Below are 16,151 nucleotides of genomic sequence, written 5' to 3'. Positions count from 1 at the left end.
GATCGCCGCTCACCTCGATGCCCCGGGAGGAGCACCATGAAACGCATCTTCTGGGTCCGGTCCGCGATCGGGGCCGCCCTATGTCTTGCCTTGCTCACTGTCGTCCTGGGGAGCACGGCCATGGGCACGGGCGCCGGGCGCTGGACCGTCTATGGCTACGATCTGGCCAACACGCATTACGCGCGCGACGAGCACCACATCGGGCCATCGAACGTCGCATCGCTCGCCGTGAAGTGGGACTTCACCACGACCGGCATCGTCCCCGCGACGCCGGCCGTCGACCACGGCGCTGTCTACTTTCCGGACGGGGGCGGCAAGCTGTACAAGCTCGACGCCAGGACCGGGCACCCGATCTGGACGCGCACGATCGCCGATCTCACGGGCACGGCCGGCGCCGTCTCGCGCACGACCCCCGCGCTCCACGGCCACACGCTGTTCCTCGGCACCCTGGCCGGCGCGCACATGATCGCCGTGGACACCCGCACCGGGGCGCTCCTGTGGAAGAGGCAGCTCGACACGCACCCCGCGGCGATCATCACGCAGTCTCCCGTCGTGCATGGTGGCCGCGTGTACGTGGGTGTCTCCTCGCGCGAGGAGCTCTTCGCGGCGGACAACGCCTATCCGTGCTGCAGCTTCCGCGGCAGCGTGGTCGCGCTCGACGCGGGGACCGGGGCGGTGCTCTGGAAGCGCTACACGGTGCCCGCCGGCTACACCGGCGGCGCCGTGTGGGGCGGCGCGCCCGCGATCGACCTCAAGCGCCGCACGCTGTACGTGACCACCGGCAACAACTACACCGTGCCGCCGTCCGTCTCCGCGTGTGTGGAGGCCGCCGGCGACGACGCCGTCGCCGCCGAGGCCTGCCTTGCGCCGGACGACTATATCGACGCCGTCCTCGCGCTCGACCTCCGCACCGGCGCGCTGAAGTGGGCGCGGCGGCTCCAGGGCTTCGACGCCTGGACGGGGGCCTGCTACTTCGGCGGCGACTGGTGCCCCGATCCGGCGGGCCCGGATTACGACTTCGGCACGGGCGCCACGCTCTTCACGGCCGGCCAGGGGGCGGAGCGCCGCGACCTGGTCGGCGCCGGCCAGAAGAGCGGTATCTTCTGGACGCTCGATCGGGACGACGGGAGCGTGGTGTGGAGCACGCTGGTCGGTCCCGGCGGGGAGCTGGGCGGCATCATGTGGGGAGTCGCCGTCGACGAGAGCAGGATTTACGTGCCGATCGGCAACAACGGCCAGGTCGAGTACACGCTGCAGCCCTCCGGGGAGGTCATCGACTGGGGTTCGTGGAGCGCGCTCGACACCGCCACGGGCGACATCCTGTGGCAGACGCCCGATCCCACGCCGGGCGCGCAGACCAGGGGGCCGCTGACGGTCGCGAACGGCGTGCTCTACGGCGGCTCGATGAGCGGCGACGTCCACGCGCTCGACGCCGCGACGGGCGACGTCCTCTGGAGCCATCCGGCCGACGGCTCCGTCAACGCCGGGCCGGCGGTGACGCGCGGCATGGTGTTCTGGGGGAGCGGCTACGAGAGCTTCGGCATCGGCACGCCGGGCAACACGCTCTTCGCGTTCGGCTTGCCGTAGCGCTGCCCGCCGCTGGACGCCGGAGCCCGGCCGTGCCGTGGGGCCAGGCGCGGGCGCCGGTGGCCGTCAGTCGGCCACGAAGCCTTTCCACCGCCGCAGGTACCCGGCGAACGTCTCCGAGACGCCGCGCTCGTACAGCTCGGCGCGCGTGAGCGGCGGTCTCCGGGGTTGCCAGGCGGGGTCGGCGATCCGCTGCGGCCAGTCGGGGTTGGTGATGGCGGCGCGCCCCAGCGCGACCCCGGTGGCGCCCTTGTCGAGGAGCGCCTCGGCCTCGGCGCGCGTCCAGACCCCGCCGGCGACCACGAGCGGCAGGCTCGCCCCCACCGCCGCGCGGAACAGCGGCAGCGGGTGCGTGTCCCCGCGCTTCTGCGAGGGCTTGCTCGAGTCCCACAGCGAGAGGTGCAGGAAGTCGGCGCCGTCCTCGGCCAGCCAGCGCGCGAGCGTCAGGTTCTCGTCGAGGTCGAGCCCCTTGGCCTGGCCCCAGTCCTCGGGCGACAGGCGCACGCCGACCACGAAGGACGCGGGCACCGCGGCGCGGACCGCCCGGAGGGTCTCGCGCAGGAGGCGAGCCCGGTTCTCCCACGCGCCGCCCCAGCGATCCGTGCGGAGGTTCTGCGTGGCGGACAGGAACTGGCCGAGGAGGTAGCCGTGGGCGCCGTGCAGCTCCACGCCCGCGAAGCCGGCGGCGTGCGCCCGTGTCGCGGCGTCGCGGAAGCGGCCTATCACAGCGAGGATGTCCTGCTCGGTGGCGGCGCGAGGGACGGGGAGGTCCGGCTCGGCGACGGCGCTGGCGCTCCACGTGGGCAGGCCGGAGACCTGGGGATTGGCGCGGAGGCCCCCGTGAAAGAGCTGGACGAGGCCGAGCGCGCCCTGGGCGGCGATCTCGGTCGCGAGCCGGCGGAGGCCGGGCAGCAGCCGGTCGGCGAAGACGCCGAGCTCGCCCTTCCAGCCCTGGCCGTCCTCGGCCACGTGGGCGGCGCAGGTCTCGACGACGCCGAAGCCGCCGCGGGCGCGGTAGGAGAGCCAGCGCAGCTCGTCGTCGCCCAGGGAGCCATCGTCATGGCTTTGCCCGTTCGTGAGCGGGGCGAGCCAGACGCGGTTCCTGGCGGTGAGGCCGTTCGGGAAAGAGAAAGGAGAGAGCAGCGGTGAGGTCACGGGGAGATGAGTAGCACTCGCCGGGCCCTGCGTGTCGGCGGCTCAGCTGCCGCCGCCGAAGGTCAGCGCGCCCCGCAGCCTTGCCCTGTCGACCTCGGCGGACGGCAGCCACTCCAGGATGCCCTCGATGGCCCGATCGATGGCGATGCGGTCGGCGCCGTCGCTGAGCATGTACTCCTCCGCGACGACCTGCCGCGGCACGTCGATCGCGAGCAGGGCCGCCGCGATGACGACCCCGGTCCGGTCCCTTCCCGACGTGCAGTGGACGTAGACGGGCCAGGGGAGGGCGGGGGCCGCGAGCGAGGAAAGAGCCTTTCCGATCCAGCTCCTCACGCGTCGCTGCCGCGTGTCGTAGTTCTCGATGTCGTCCTCCGCGGCGACGTGGACAACCTTGATTCCCGCGAGGTGACCAGGATCGGCGCCGCGCCGGAGGTTCAGTATCGTCCCGGGGAAACCGAGATCGCTGGCCGTCGTCATGAGGTCGAATCGCCCGCCGCGGAACAGGCGGCCGGCAGGGATCGGCGAGACGTCGAGCCAGAGCCCGAGCATCTCGCCGACATCCCGGTAGTTGGCGGGCCGGAACGTCGCGCTCATAGGGGTCGCCTGCGCCCGGTTACTCGTCGTCTTCGTCGTCCTCGTCTTCGTCGTCCGCGTCCGTGGTCACCTGCGCCTCGCGCTCGAGCTGCTCGGTGATGGTCTGCACCTGGATCTCCGCGGCGTGGATCTTCTGGCGGCAGAGCGTCACCAGATCCGCGGCCTCCTTCACGAGCGCGGAGAGCGCGTCGATGTCGACCTGGCCTTCCTCGATGTTCTGCAAGATCTCCTCGAGGCGCGATGACGCCTCGCCATAGGAGACCTCTTTTGCGGCGCGCTGCGGGCTCGTCGTGTCCCCATCGGACAGCTCCTTCGTCCCGCGCTTCGGCTTTGCCATGACCCTATGTCTCCTCCGATCCGTCCGAGCGAAGCCGCAGCACGCCCCGCTTCAGCTCGGCGATGAGCGTCGTCCCCTGGGGCGCGCGCGCCGCGTCGGTGAGCACCGCCCCTTCCGTCGTGCGCAGGATCGCGTATCCCCGCTCCACGACGCGCCGCGGATCGAGGAGGCGCAGGCGCCGTTCGCGCGACTCGAGGCGCTCGGATTCGAGCGCCAGCCGCCGGGACGAGCGCGGGCCGAGGAGCGAGGCCATCTCGTCGACCCGATGCGAGGCGGCGTCGAGATCGCGCCTCGCCCCCTGGCGAAGCTGGCGGACCGCCTCCTGGAGCTGGCCCGCGCGGCGCGCGATGAGCAGCGACGCGGAGCGCGGGACCCGGGCCGCCCGGCGGGTGAGATCCGACGAGGCCGACAGGAGGACCCGCCGGCCCTGGTCGAGGATGCTCAGCAGCGACGACTCGACCTCATCCCTCGCGTCCGAGACGCGTTTGACGAGCATCGCGGCCGCGGCGGTCGGGGTCTTCTCGCGAAAGCCCACGAAGTCGAGCGCGGAGATGTCGCGCTCGTGGCCGATGCCGACGACCACGGGGAGGGGGAACGTGGCGACGGCGCGGGCGATCGGCTCCGAGTCGAACCAGGCGAGGTCGGTGCGCGAGCCGCCGCCGCGGCAGATCAGCAGCACGTCGAGCTCCGCGGCGCGCGCCCGGAAGTAGTCGAGGGCGTTCAGGACCGATGGCTCCGTCTGCCGCCCCTGGACGCGGACCCCGTGCGCCACGACGCGGAACGCGAAGCCTGACTCCCTGAAGGTGCCGAGCACGTCGTTGTAGGCGTCCGAGCCCAGGCTGGTCACGAGGCCGACGCGGAGGGGCAGGGCGGGGAAGGGCAGGGAGCGGTTCCGATCGAGCAGCCCTTCCTCGGCGAGCCGGCGGCAGATCTCCTCTCTCCGCCGGGCGGCCTCGCCGAGCGTGTAGCCCACGTCGAGGTCCTCGATCAGGAACCGGTACGAGCCCCAGGGGACGTAGAGCTCCACGCGCCCGCGCACGCGGATCTGGATCTCGTCCTCGATCTGGAACGGGTCGCCCGCCGCGGCGAGGCGCCGCTCGATCTCGGCGCGCGCGCTCTCGAAGAGGGTTACCTTGACCTGGGCGATCTCCTTCCCGAGGGCGTCGCGCTCGACGAGCTCGAAGCCGACGATGCTCTTGTGGGCGGCCCGGTTGTACCCGCAGACCTCGCCCACCAGCCAGATCGAGGCCGGAAACGCCGCCTCGAGCGCGGCGCGGACCTGCCCGTTGAGCTTCGAGACCGTGAAGTCGGAGGCGGCCACCGCTGGCCTCGGCCGCGCGTCCCCGTTGCGCGGCTCATCGGCTCGGGCCGGCTCCTCGGTGGGGATCGGCGTGACGCCCCCTTCGTCGAGGGCGAGGGCCCCGCCGCGTTCCCGGTAGAGGCGCTGCGTCACCTCGCAGAAGCCGAACCCCTCGGCGTGCAGCACCTCCACCACCGCGACCACGTGCGTCTCCGGGACGCGCCAGGTCTTCTGTTCGGGATTCCAGCGGCGGGACGGGAGCGACTTCACGACGTCCACCAGCCTGCGATCGAAGGCGAAGTGGATCTGGAGGGTCCCGGTCCCGTCGCTGCTGACGCGGCGGCTCATCGCGCCACTCTATCATCGCGGGCGGGCATCGCGGGCGGGCATCGCGGGTCGCGCACGGGCATCGCGCACGGGCATCGCGGGCGGGCATCGCGGGTCGCGCACGGGCATCGCGGCGGATCTCCCGGCCGACCTGACGGGGGGCGCGGCTGCGCTGCGCGGTGGCCGAACGCGCGCTGCGTGGCGGCCGGGCGCGCGCTGCGCCACGGCGGCGAGCAAGCCCTCGGCCTCGAGGACGAGAGCTCCTCCAGCCACCTGCCCCTCAAGCGTTGATGCTGGCGAACGCCTGGGCGATGCGCGGGGCCGCGTGCGGGCGGGCGTACATCCGATCCATGTAGGCCCGTAGCTGCGGGAAGTCGTCCAGGAGATGGGCCTCGTTGGCCCAGTCGAGGGTGTAGGCCATCACGAGATCGGCGACCGTCACGCGGTCGCCGACGACGAACTGCCGCTGCTCCATGTGCTTCTCCAGCACGCCTGCCATGGCCTTGAAGTCCTCGCGGGCGACGGGGATGTCGGCAGGCAGGCGCTTGTCCTCCGGATACAGAAACTTGTTACGCGCGATGCGCCACAGCGGCTGCTCCAGCTCGGTCGCCGCGAACAGCAGCCATTGGTTGACCTTGGCCCGCTCCCTGGGGTCTGCCGGGAGCAGGCCCTTGTCGGGGTACTTCTCGGCCAGGTAGAGCACGATGGCAACGGACTCGGTGAGCACGAGGTCGCCGTCCACGAGCACGGGGAGCTTGCCGGCAGGGTTGAGCTTGAGGAACTCGGGGCGGCGATGCTCGCCGGCCCGGAGGTTGACCTGGATGGACTCGAACTCCACGCCGAGCTCCTGGAGCGCCCAGCGCACACGGATCGAGCGGGTAGGAGCGAACTCATAGAGCTTCATCGATGCCTCCCTCCTCAGCCGCGCGCTGCGGCTGGTATCGTTGCTTCTGTTTGCTTACGTCCGGACCTGCTGTGTTTTGAGACGGACGGTGCCAACCAGCAGGCGAATGGCCGAGTGTATAGCCGCACCGCGCGACGAGTGTCAACGGACACATTCGCGGTACGCAAACGGCCTCTGCGCCGTTTTTCCGCGGTCCGGAGGCAGGCTCAGCCCGCGTCAGGCGCTCTCGCCATGCCATGCCCAGAACCCGCGTGGGCATTCTTCAGAAGAAGGAAGGAGACGATGCAAAGAATCAGCTCCGAGATCGCCTCGGAGGCCCAGATCCCGGTCAGGGAGAACAGGCGGGAGGCCAGCAGCAGCACCGGCAGCTTGACCAGCAGGATGCCCCCGAGGGTGAGCAGCAGCGCCTCCCTGGCCCGGCCGATCGACTGAAACGAGGACGCCGTGACCATGGCCACGCCGGTCAGGGGATAGGAGAGCGCCAGCAGTCGCAACGCGGTCTGCCCTTCCGCGATGATCGCGCTCTCCCTGGACAGCAGGGCGATCAGCGCGGCCGGCATCACCAGGCAGACGCCGCAGACGAGCGATCCATAAACGACCGCGGCGCCAAGGGAGAGCCGGATGGCCTCCCGCACCCGCTCGAGCTTCTTCTGGCCGAAGTTGTACCCCACCAGCGGCTGCATCCCCTGGACGACGCCGGTCAGCGGCGCGAGCAGCCCGGAGTAGAGCCGGCTCACGATCGCGAACACGCTCAGGGCGCTGTCGCCGCCGATCCGCCGGAGCAGGTTGTTGGTGACGATGGCGATCAGGCTGACGCTGGCGCTCTTGATGAGCGAAGGGGACCCGATCTTCACCACCTCGATGATGATGGGCCAGTCCGGCCTGAAGTAAGACGCCTTGATGCGATAGGAGCGGTTCTTCCTGAAAAAGAAGAAGTGGAGGCCCATGCCGGCCGAGGTGACCTGGCAGCAGACCGTCGCCAGGGCGGCGCCGGAGACGCCCATCTGCAAGATGAGGATGAAGAGCCAGCACAGGACGATGTTGACGCAGATCGGGATGATCCACATGGCGGTCGAGTACCTGGCGTTGCCATCCGCCCTGACGATGGCCGAGTAGCCGGTGCCGGCGATGGCGCCGAGGAAGATGATCCGCCCGTACTCGATGGCATAGGGGGCGACGCTGTCGGTGGCCCCGAGCAGGTAGACGAGCGGCTCGATGAAGACCGAGCCCAGGGCCGTGATGGCGAGCGCCGCCGTCCAGAAGATCAGGAAGGTGCTTGCCACCGTCCGGGAGGCCTTCTCCACGTCCTGCTCGCCGAGCGCCCTCGAGACCAGCGAGGCGCCGCCGGCCCCGACGGTCGTGGCGACGGCGCCGAGGGCGATCTGGACCGGCGAGATGATCGAGGCCGCGGCTGCGGCCAGCGCGTTGACGCCCACGGAGAGAAAGTAGATGTCCGTGAGGCTGTAGATGGTAAAGACCAGCAGCGAGAACGTGGTCTGGGAAGACATCTCCAGCAGCAGCTTCCCGACCCGCTCGGTCCCCAGCTTTTCAACCCTGGAGCTCTCGCCCATGAGCGTTCAGCTTGCGCTCAGCCAGGCCATGTGTTCGCCCATCCACTGCCTGGAGAGGTTGAGGACGGAGTCGGTGTCGTAGTTGCGGTAATAACACTCCGTGTTCATGACCAGGGCGAGGTGCAGCGAGTACAGGCGGCATCTTCGCTCTTCTTCGACGGTGAAGGAGGTCTTGCCGTAGCCGCGCATGCTGCTGGTGATGCCCTCGGAGGAGAGCACCCGGAACTGGGCCTCCATCAAGGGATCGGCCCAGAGCGCCCTCTCGAAGTCGATGATGCCGGCGACCCTGCCTTCCTTGACGAAGACATTGGGGTTCCAGACGTCCCAGTGGACGAGGCAGGGCGTGGCGACCTCCTCCAGCGCGGGGGCGTGCCTGAGGACGGCGGCGCGGATCTCGTCGTAGCCCTGGTCGTACGCCACGCCTTTCCGGGCGCCGTCCTCCAGCACCGACTCCATGATCTTGATGAACGCCTCTCTCCAGGTGCTCGCGCGCAGGTCCGGGTTCCCATCGTAACCAAAATAGGTGCCGGTGAAGCCGTTGATCGCCCGGACGATCTCGCCGATGTGCAGGTCGATGGACGCCTGCGTCTCGGGGGAGAGGCTCGATTTCACGTGCTCGAGGTTGTCCGCGGCGATCTTCTCCATGAAGAAGTAGTCCGAGTCGCACAGGTCGCGGGTGTCGTCGAAATGGTAGATCTGGGGCACCGGGATGGCCGGGTTTCGCCGGACCAGGCGCATGGCGGCGACCTCGGTGGCCATGATGTTCTTTTCGTAGAGCATGACCTCCGCGTCTCTCGGCGGCGCGATCTTGAGGATGACCTCCCGGCCATCGGCGAGCCGGACGCTGTAGGCCGCGTTGAACCAGCCGTCTTTCAGCTCGACCACGGCGCCTTCGCCGTCCGCGAGCGCCATGCCGCCGAAGGCCCTTTCGGCCATGGCCGCGATCTGCGGGCGTGTCTTCGTGTTCTTGGTCTTGCTCTCCACGGTCTTCCTTCGTCGATTGGCGGCCCTTGTGATGAGCAAAATGGCGTTCATTGTGCTGGATCCTGGGGAGCTGTCAAGTCGCGACCTGGAGTCGTGCCGGGGCCCGGAGCGCGAGGGGGCCAGAGTCGTCGGCGTGGCCGGCGGGGGGCTCATGCGGGGTATCGTGTCATCCTGCGCCCCATGCCGATATACGGATTCTGACGGCGCTCGTCGCCGAGCTGCACGACGACTTGCTACGCCCCGCCTGGTGGTGGGGGCATTTGCCCAGAGAGATGTCACATGAAGGCGGGAAGGCGGGAAGATCATTGATGATTTTCTTCCCGCCTTCCCGCCTTCATGTTCAAATGACCCCACCACCCCCCGCCTGGCCGGCAGAAAAGCAGGCCACGCTGCCCCGCTCGCGCGCGGACCTCCCGCCGCCCGTGGCGGCGCCCCTCCTCGCCGGCGCGGACCGAGCGCGGCTGGCGGGTCAGGCGAAGCACCCCTTCAGGCGCGGATCGGTCCGGAGGATCGCCTCGACCTCGGATGCGCAGTCGCGGGAGGAGAGGACCGTGTAGTAGCCGGGCTTGATCTCCGGCGCGACGCGGACCGCCTCGATCCACTCGTCGAGCGAGAACGGGTCTGCCCGGATCGCATCCCAGAAGCTCGTCGCGTCGAGGACGGCGGCGATGAGGTCCGTGTCCCGCCCCTGGAGCTGGCTGACCACGTAGGCGGCCGCGCCGACCTGCAGGCCGTGGAGCCGCGGCCGGCCGGAGATCTGGTCGAGCGCGTGCGAGATGAGGTGCTCGCTGCCGCTCGCCGGCCGGGACGACCCGGCGATCTCCATGGCGATGCCGTTCAGCATGAGCGCCGTCGCGAGCAGGCGCATGCCCTCGAGGTCGCGCCGGGGGCGCGCCATGAACTGGAACACGGTCGCGTCCGAGAGCAGGGCGGCGAAGTCGTTGACCGGCTCGCCGCGCGCGTGGAACGCGAGCTTCCAGTCGTGGACCGCGGTGACCTTGGCCGCGAGATCGCCCACGCCGGAGAGCCACAGGACCTCCGGCGCGCCCAGGCAGACCTCGGTGTCGACCACCACGCCGAACGGCACCGCGCACGGAAGCGAGCGGCGCCTGCCGCCCACCGTGAGGCTCGCCGAAGGGCTGCAGAAGCCGTCGTTCGAGAGCGATGTGGGCACGGCGAGGAACGGCAGCCGGGCGAGGGACGCGAGGTATTTGGCCGTGTCGAGGGCGCGGCCGCCGCCGAGCCCGACGATCGCGTCGCAGCGCGTGGGGAGCGCGGGCAGGAGCGCCGAGGCCTCCTCGACGCTGGCCGAGGCGACCTCGCGCCGGGCCACGACCTCGATCGCCTGTGCGTCCAGGCCCTCGCGCATCGCCGCCTCGATGGCGGCCGGCGTCCCCGCGCTCGCGAGCAGCAGGACGTGGCGGCGCGCCGCCCGCGCAAGGTAGAGCCCGCTGCGCGGGAGCGCCCCGGGCTTGATGCGCACCAGCGTGGGGATGCCGATCTGGGTGGCTGCGGGCATGCGCGGTCTCCTAGGCCCGCCGCCGCGGCGCGGCTAGTCGCCGCGGGCTGCTCTACTTCCGGCAGAGCCTAAGGGGCGCCGAGTCGTCCTGATCCAGGGAAAGTGCGATGCTTGACCCGTGTCCCGCGTCGCTCTCCTCTCCGACCTCGACCGTGCCTTCGACGCCCAGGCCGACCCCCGCAACGTGGCCATGATCCGGCGTCGCCATGCGTTCTGGGCCCAGCTCGCCCGCCTTCATGGCTGGGACCTCGCGGTCTGCGACGTCGCCCAGCTCGACGCGCCGCACGGGGTCCGCGGCAGTGTGTCCTGGATCGATCTGCCGATGCTACCCCGCGCCGCATACCACTCCGTCTTCGCTCGAGCGATCGCCGCCGGCGCCGCGTGCGTGCTCGACCTCCCCGAGCATGTGGAGCGGGTCCTCGGGCTCGATCGATTCTACTCGGTCCTCACGAACGCCGGTGTCCCCACGCCGCGCACCGCGCTGCTGCCCGTGGACGCCGCCGTCGCAGCCGCGATCGACTCTCCCGCGGCCGTGCGCCGCCTGTTGACCGAGGCGATCTACGGCGCCCTCTTCGATGCGGAGATCGATCCCCATGCCGGGGTCTTCGTCCGCGGCTTCTACGCGTCGGCCAAGTCCGCCAACCCCGAGCTCTACTACGGCAGCAACCAGGCGGACATCGAGGCCACGGTCTTCGAGGTGGTCCGCCGCCTGCGTGTCGCTCTCGACGTCGGTGGCCTCGCCTTGCGGGAGCACCTCGACCTCGAGCGCATCGAGCTCGCCACCCTGCCCGGCGACCGCGACGCCATCCGGGTGCCCTTCGAAGTGCGGCTGACGGTGCTGGGTGGCCGTCCCCTCATGGCCAGCTACCACGGCCCCTTCGAGGTCCTCGTCGACGACGCGCGCCGCCTCCTCGCCGATGAGCTCACTGCCAGGAGCGACGTGGTGCAGCGGGCGGTTCGCGCCCTCGTCCCAGCGCTCCTCACCGCTGACCTCCCGGCGAACTACGTGGCTGACGTGGCCTTCGTTCGAGGCGGCCAGCCAGTGGTTCTTGAGCTCAACCCACTCTATGCCGCCGGTTACAACGTGCCCTCGGCGCACGCCCTGCTCGTCGCTGCGCTCGGCGCCGACCTCGCCCACCGTGCCGGGTACGCAGCGTTGCCGTGGACCCAGATCCTCGACAGCGCTGCGACACTCGCCGGCGAACGTGTCGAGCAGAGCACGGCGGTATGGCGGCTCGTGTAGTGGCCGACCCCTCGCTTCCTGTTCTGGCATCGTCGGTGAGTGCCTCCGGCCTCACCCCGCCATGGCACGGTGCGCCGCGGGTGCGACGCGCCCTTCGGCATCAGCGTCTGATTGGGCCAGCTCACGGGGCATCGGAGAACGCGAGCCAGTAGGCGAACTCGTGGCCCGGCTCCGCGTACTCGAACGAGCGAAGATTGCGGAACGTGTAATCTCCCGCGTGCGCGCCGGTGATGTGGATCGCGGCTCCCTCGCCGGCATTCAACGTCACGGAGGACGGGCTCGCGTCCGGCATCGAGAACCGCATCGCATAGACCGGGTTGCCGGCCTCGGTCGAGACGCAAACGTCCAGGCGCTCCACGGTGAAGGGGTCGAACGCGGCGGTGAGCGAATTGGGCCCGCCGGTGACGAAGCGCTCGTGCGCCGCCAGCCACACGCGGTCGTCCGTGGCCACAGGGTTCGAGAGGCCGCGCCAGTCGGAGAGATTCTCGATGTTGAGGTGCATCGCGGTGTAGTCGTTGTAGTCGGCGTAGCCGCTCCGTTCGCGCTGGGCCTGGAAGGTGAGCCGTACGAAGGCGCCCTCCGGGACGAGCACGTCGGGCAACCCGCTTGCGGCGAGCGTCAGGGTGGTGAGCGCCTGGTCGCAATCCGCGCTGGGAGAGCATGAGTCGATGGCGATCTCGCCCGGGGTGGAGGAGACGATCTGCCCCTCGATCGAGATCTGCGTGGGAGGATCGCCGGCCTCGCCGACCGGACTTTCGGACGAGAGGCTGGCGCCATCCGCCGTGGCCAGCGACCACGTGATCCGGTCCATCGCGGGGATCGAGCACTCGGCGCCGTCGTCGCCGCCGCTGCCCGCGTCCCCGCCTTCGACGACCTCGGAAGAGGTGCAGCCGGCGAAGAGAGAGAGTGAGAGCATGCCCAGAAGAAGGTCATGTTGAATTGACATGACCTGCAACATAGCAACCGTCGTGCCGCGCGAGAGCCCCGTCCCTCGCTGCGGAAGGTGCCCTGTTTCAGCCAGGAAGAACGGCACGGCCGGGCTGTGCCAGTGTGCGTCGTGTCACAATGTGCCGCTTCGCCCGGCACCTGTGCCCGCCGGGCCGCCAGGCGCAGCGGAGTTGCACCGGGGGCGGCCGGGTGTGGCAGCATGCGGGCCAGTAGGTTACATATATACGGCGAGATGCCTTCCGCTTGGTGAGCGCCTGCGCGACAAGGCTCGCCACGATCACGACGACGCCGAGATAGACGCCCGGCCGAGGAATCGAAGCGACGGGGGCGTCGCGCGCCGCCGGCACCCCGCCCGGGGACCTCCATCTTGCTGGCGCTGCTCATGGAACCGGACCTGCTGTGCTGTCTACGCGAAGCCCAGAGCACGCTCGTGCGGGCGCTGCGCCCCGGCACGGCACGGCACGCGTGCTCATGGTCCGCTTTGGCGGTCAGGGTGGGTTTGAAATGACATTTTTCTGACTGGCGCCGAGTCGAAACGGAGGTCGGCTCGCGCAGCCGGAACGGGCTTTCTAGCCGGCGGTCACGGTCGTCGCTCGCTTCTGGACCGCGGCGGCGCCCAGGGCGCGGACGAGCGCCTGTGCGATCTTCAAGCCGCCGGCGCCCGACGGCTCGATGGCGTTCGCGAAGTCCCCCACCTCCGAGCAGACAAGGCGGAGGTCGACGACGTCGAGCGCGCGCGAGAAAGCTTGACGAAGGATGACGTCGTTGAACGTCATCAAGGCGATGCGAGCTCGCTCCGCCTCACCGGGAGCGAGGTTGCCGTTGTAGATCGTGCAGACCGTGGTCGGTCGGCCGAGCGCGACGACGGCCTCGAGCGCCCACGAGTACGATTGCTCGAACGCGTCCACGCGTTCGCGGAATACGTCCAGAGCCTCGGCCGTCGACCGGACGGGCAGCCCGAGAAGGTCGGCGTTCGAGAGCGCGTCGTTTCCGCCGAGCGAGAGGAGGACGTATCGTAGTTCTCGCGAACGCCGGGCGGTCCTTCATCGACACCGCCCTTGCTGAGGGCCTCCGCGTGGAAACGATCGACCGCCTCGCGGCTCGGGGCAACGAAGGCGAGGTGGAAGCCTCGACCGGGAGCCGTCGCGTCAGGACCGGACGCGACGATGGCGAAGGGCGGCTCAGCTTCGTATCTCTCGGGCCCGTACCCCACGCTACGGGCGTTTTGCGAGAGCCGGACAAAGCCGAGCGGCGCCAGACAGGCGTCGTAGAACTCCGCAGCACGCTCGAGGTTCTCGACACCGACCGACACGTGATCGAACACGAAGACTCTGGCGTCCTTGGGCATGGGTACGAGGTACCTCTCGCGGTCGTCCGTGGCAAGCGACGAGGCGCGGGAGGACCTGTACGGACGCGGCGGAGAGGGCGGCAGCGAGCGGCCAGCCGACGACTGCCGCGGACAAGAGTTGCCTGGCGCTCGCTGTCGAGCAGCGCGCGCCCGACGAGCGCGCGGTCCTCAATCGGAATTGGGCCAGGTGAGAATCCCAGGACGCGGGTACGGGCCGAACCCGGTGAAGGGGCTCCAGTCAGATTCGCCTTCTATCACGGCGTGCACCCACGCTTCGTGCGAGTCTACGAGGCGTGTCCGGTCGGTCACGATGCCAACGATGCGACGCTCGCGCAGGATGCGGTCAACGACATCCGCGTCCTCTTGGTCGAGCCCGAGCATCGCGCCGCTGCCCATGTACTTCGGTCCTTCGAAGTGCGCCGCGAGGGAGCGCCACCCGTCTTCGTCGTCGAGCGGAACGAATACGCCCTCGATCTCGGGCTGCATGCAAATGTTCCCACAGGTCTGGTTCGAGTAGATGACCCCGCTCGGGCAGGGGATGAGCAGGCCGAGGCCTGCGTCGCATAGCCTGATGATCTTGTTCATCGTCCTCGCCTCGCGAACGCCTGCGGCTCTGCCGCGCCGCTCGTCGGTGCTGATTGCGACGGGCCGTGGCGTGTCATCCTTGGTAGCCCTGCTGTCTTTCAGGCTGGCAATCACAGCAGCCCGATGCCGTACCTGTCCAGCGACTCGTTCAGGCGCGCGTGTGTCGCGCGTCAGTTGATCCAACTCCCCACGGCCCGGTTGATGTGCGCCTCGCGCCGCGCCGCCAGATGAAGCAACCTTGTCCCGGCCCGCCTGGCTCCGCGCCAGGATCGCGCGACCGTGGCGCCGGGCTCAACGCCGGCTGCCGTCCAGCCCGCTCTCCTCGGTCAGCTCCGCCTTCTGCGCGCGCGCCGACGGCACCTCGAGCCCTGCCGCGCGCGCCAGCCCCATCACCCCCTCCACGGCCGCCGCGATGTATCCGAACGGGTTGGCGCCATCGACGGCCGTGACGTGCACCTCTCCCATCCGCTGCTGGAACGCGGCGGCGAGCGCCGGCATCTGCTGCGCGACCGTCAACCGGATGACTTCCGGCGACACGGTGTTCTCGATCTCCCGGAGCGCCCGCGCGCGGTCGAGCTCGATCTCCTGCGTGAGCCGCGCCTTCCTCGCCTCGATCTCGGCGATGGCGAGCTCGGCCTCGGCCACGAGCCGGCGCGCGCCCGCGATCGCCGCGCGCTGCCTGAGCAGGTCGATCTCCTGGGCGCTCGCGGCCATCTTCGCCGCGTGGCGCGCCGCCGCCGCCTCCGCCTCGAGCGTGGTCTTCTCGATCTCGGCCTTCAGCGTGAGCGCCGCGATCTGCTGTTCGTGGGCCAGCCGCGTCTCCTTCAGCCGCGCCTCGGAGGCGAGCTCCTCGAGCCGGGCCTTCTCGCTGGTCTCCTGGCGTCGCGTGCCCAGCTCGACCTCGGCGGAGAGCCTGGTCAGCTCGATCGCGCGCTGCGCCTCGGCCTCGCCCTGCCGGACCGCGCGCTCGGTGAGCAGCGACGCCTCCCTGGCCTTCCGCTCCTGCTCCTGGCGATAGTGCGCCTGCAGGTTGCCGAACACCGCCGGAGAGAGGATGCGCACGTCCTGGATCTCGATGGTATCGATGAGGACGCCCCACCCCTTGTCGGTGGTGTCCTCGGCGCTGCCGCGCCCGGAGACGACGGGCACGATCTCTCGCATCAGCTCGCTGGCGAGCCCTTCCTTCCGCCGCGTCAGGCATTCCTCGACGGAGAGGTTCGCGACCAGCCGGCGCGCGGCGCCGGCAAACATGTCCACGAGGAGCGCCTCGAGCTTCTCCTGCGCGCGCTCCGGGAACGAGAAGTTCAGCATCCGGAACGCGATGAGCGGCTCCGCGATGCGGTAGACGGCGAGCCCCGTGATCTCCACGCCGACCTTCTCGAGGGTGACCTGGTCGGCCGTGAACTGGAGCTTCTGGACCGTGGTCGGCACGATGGCGACGCTGTCGCCCGGGAGCTTGAAGCACGAGGCGCCCTGACCGGAGGTGGGCCGGAGGCTACCCCGCCGCATGTGAATCAGGTACTCGCTCGGCTTGGCGCTGACACGGCCCCATCTCTTGAGCTTCTCCGGATCTTCGGCCGGCTTGCCGGCGCGCCAGCCCTGATCGTACCGCCCGCGACCGGCCGCCCCGGTCCCGTGATCGTCCGCGTGGAGGACCGCCGCGGCGCTGCCCGGCACGCCGTTCTCGTGGATGATGACCCTGCGTTGCTCGATGTGCGTCATGACCTCTACCTCGCGAGAACGGCTTTC

14 protein-coding genes and 1 pseudogene are annotated in these 16,151 nt (G+C 70.0%); 2 read left to right on the top strand and 13 right to left on the bottom strand.

Translation table 11 applies throughout. The annotated features are described in order from the left end of the window. The first annotated feature begins 36 nt into the window (after positions 1 to 36). Positions 37 to 1,587 (top strand): outer membrane protein assembly factor BamB family protein, encoded by a 1,551-nt coding sequence (locus tag WMF27_RS26860; protein WP_437766020.1) that lies wholly within the window; start codon positions 37 to 39, stop codon positions 1,585 to 1,587. Positions 1,588 to 1,653: 66 nt separating this feature from the next. Here WMF27_RS26860 and WMF27_RS26855 read toward each other — a convergent pair whose 3' ends face one another. The 8 genes from WMF27_RS26855 to WMF27_RS26820 form a co-directional block, all read right to left on the bottom strand. Next, complete coding sequence (locus tag WMF27_RS26855) at positions 1,654 to 2,742, bottom strand: HisA/HisF-related TIM barrel protein (RefSeq protein WP_437766021.1); 1,089 nt, start codon at positions 2,740 to 2,742, stop codon at positions 1,654 to 1,656. 42 nt (positions 2,743 to 2,784) lie between these two features. Further along, complete coding sequence (locus WMF27_RS26850; RefSeq protein ID WP_437766022.1) at positions 2,785 to 3,336, bottom strand: tyrosine-protein phosphatase; 552 nt, start codon at positions 3,334 to 3,336, stop codon at positions 2,785 to 2,787. Between the two features lie 19 nt (positions 3,337 to 3,355). Continuing rightward, entirely contained in the window at positions 3,356 to 3,673 is a 318-nt protein-coding gene (xseB, locus tag WMF27_RS26845; protein WP_437766023.1) for an exodeoxyribonuclease VII small subunit, read from the bottom strand. Between the two features lie 4 nt (positions 3,674 to 3,677). Continuing rightward, the gene (xseA, locus tag WMF27_RS26840; protein ID WP_437766024.1) at positions 3,678 to 5,321 is read right to left on the bottom strand and encodes an exodeoxyribonuclease VII large subunit; all 1,644 of its coding nucleotides are present in this window, start codon (positions 5,319 to 5,321) and stop codon (positions 3,678 to 3,680) included. Between the two features lie 259 nt (positions 5,322 to 5,580). Next, positions 5,581 to 6,204 carry a glutathione S-transferase family protein gene (locus WMF27_RS26835; protein WP_437766025.1) on the bottom strand — a complete coding sequence of 208 codons (624 nt, stop codon included), beginning with the start codon at positions 6,202 to 6,204 and terminating at the stop codon, positions 5,581 to 5,583. A 206-nt stretch (positions 6,205 to 6,410) separates the two neighbouring features. Further along, entirely contained in the window at positions 6,411 to 7,775 is a 1,365-nt protein-coding gene (locus WMF27_RS26830) for an MATE family efflux transporter (protein WP_437766026.1), read from the bottom strand. Between the two features lie 6 nt (positions 7,776 to 7,781). Beyond that, positions 7,782 to 8,759 carry a phosphotransferase family protein gene (locus WMF27_RS26825; protein WP_437766027.1) on the bottom strand — a complete coding sequence of 326 codons (978 nt, stop codon included), beginning with the start codon at positions 8,757 to 8,759 and terminating at the stop codon, positions 7,782 to 7,784. 469 nt (positions 8,760 to 9,228) lie between these two features. Then, the gene (locus WMF27_RS26820; protein ID WP_437766028.1) at positions 9,229 to 10,278 is read right to left on the bottom strand and encodes an iron-containing alcohol dehydrogenase family protein; all 1,050 of its coding nucleotides are present in this window, start codon (positions 10,276 to 10,278) and stop codon (positions 9,229 to 9,231) included. A 118-nt stretch (positions 10,279 to 10,396) separates the two neighbouring features. On the opposite strand from WMF27_RS26820, the gene WMF27_RS26815 reads away from it, so the two are divergent. Next, entirely contained in the window at positions 10,397 to 11,521 is a 1,125-nt protein-coding gene (locus WMF27_RS26815; RefSeq protein WP_437766029.1) for an ATP-grasp domain-containing protein, read from the top strand. A 121-nt stretch (positions 11,522 to 11,642) separates the two neighbouring features. On the opposite strand, the gene WMF27_RS26810 is transcribed toward WMF27_RS26815, so the two are convergent. The 5 genes and pseudogenes from WMF27_RS26810 to WMF27_RS26790 form a co-directional block, all read right to left on the bottom strand. After that, entirely contained in the window at positions 11,643 to 12,437 is a 795-nt protein-coding gene (locus WMF27_RS26810; protein WP_437766030.1) for a hypothetical protein, read from the bottom strand. A gap of 601 nt (positions 12,438 to 13,038) precedes the next feature. After that, positions 13,039 to 13,377 carry a hypothetical protein gene (locus tag WMF27_RS26805; RefSeq protein ID WP_437770005.1) on the bottom strand — a complete coding sequence of 113 codons (339 nt, stop codon included), beginning with the start codon at positions 13,375 to 13,377 and terminating at the stop codon, positions 13,039 to 13,041. Positions 13,378 to 13,556: 179 nt separating this feature from the next. Next, positions 13,557 to 13,817: pseudogene (locus WMF27_RS26800) on the bottom strand (VOC family protein); the annotation flags it as partial. A 168-nt stretch (positions 13,818 to 13,985) separates the two neighbouring features. After that, positions 13,986 to 14,402, bottom strand: a complete 417-nt coding sequence (locus WMF27_RS26795; RefSeq protein ID WP_437766031.1) for a DUF6210 family protein — start codon at positions 14,400 to 14,402, stop codon at positions 13,986 to 13,988. Positions 14,403 to 14,693: 291 nt separating this feature from the next. After that, positions 14,694 to 16,124, bottom strand: coding sequence for an SPFH domain-containing protein (locus WMF27_RS26790; RefSeq protein WP_437766032.1), 1,431 nt, complete (start codon positions 16,122 to 16,124; stop codon positions 14,694 to 14,696). Positions 16,125 to 16,151: the final 27 nt, after the last annotated feature.

Source organism: Sorangium sp. So ce281 (genome assembly GCF_051527395.1).
In the GTDB taxonomy this organism is placed as follows: Bacteria; Myxococcota_A; Polyangia; order Polyangiales; family Polyangiaceae; genus Sorangium; species Sorangium cellulosum_B.
This window is presented reverse-complemented; position numbering and strand designations above follow the sequence as displayed.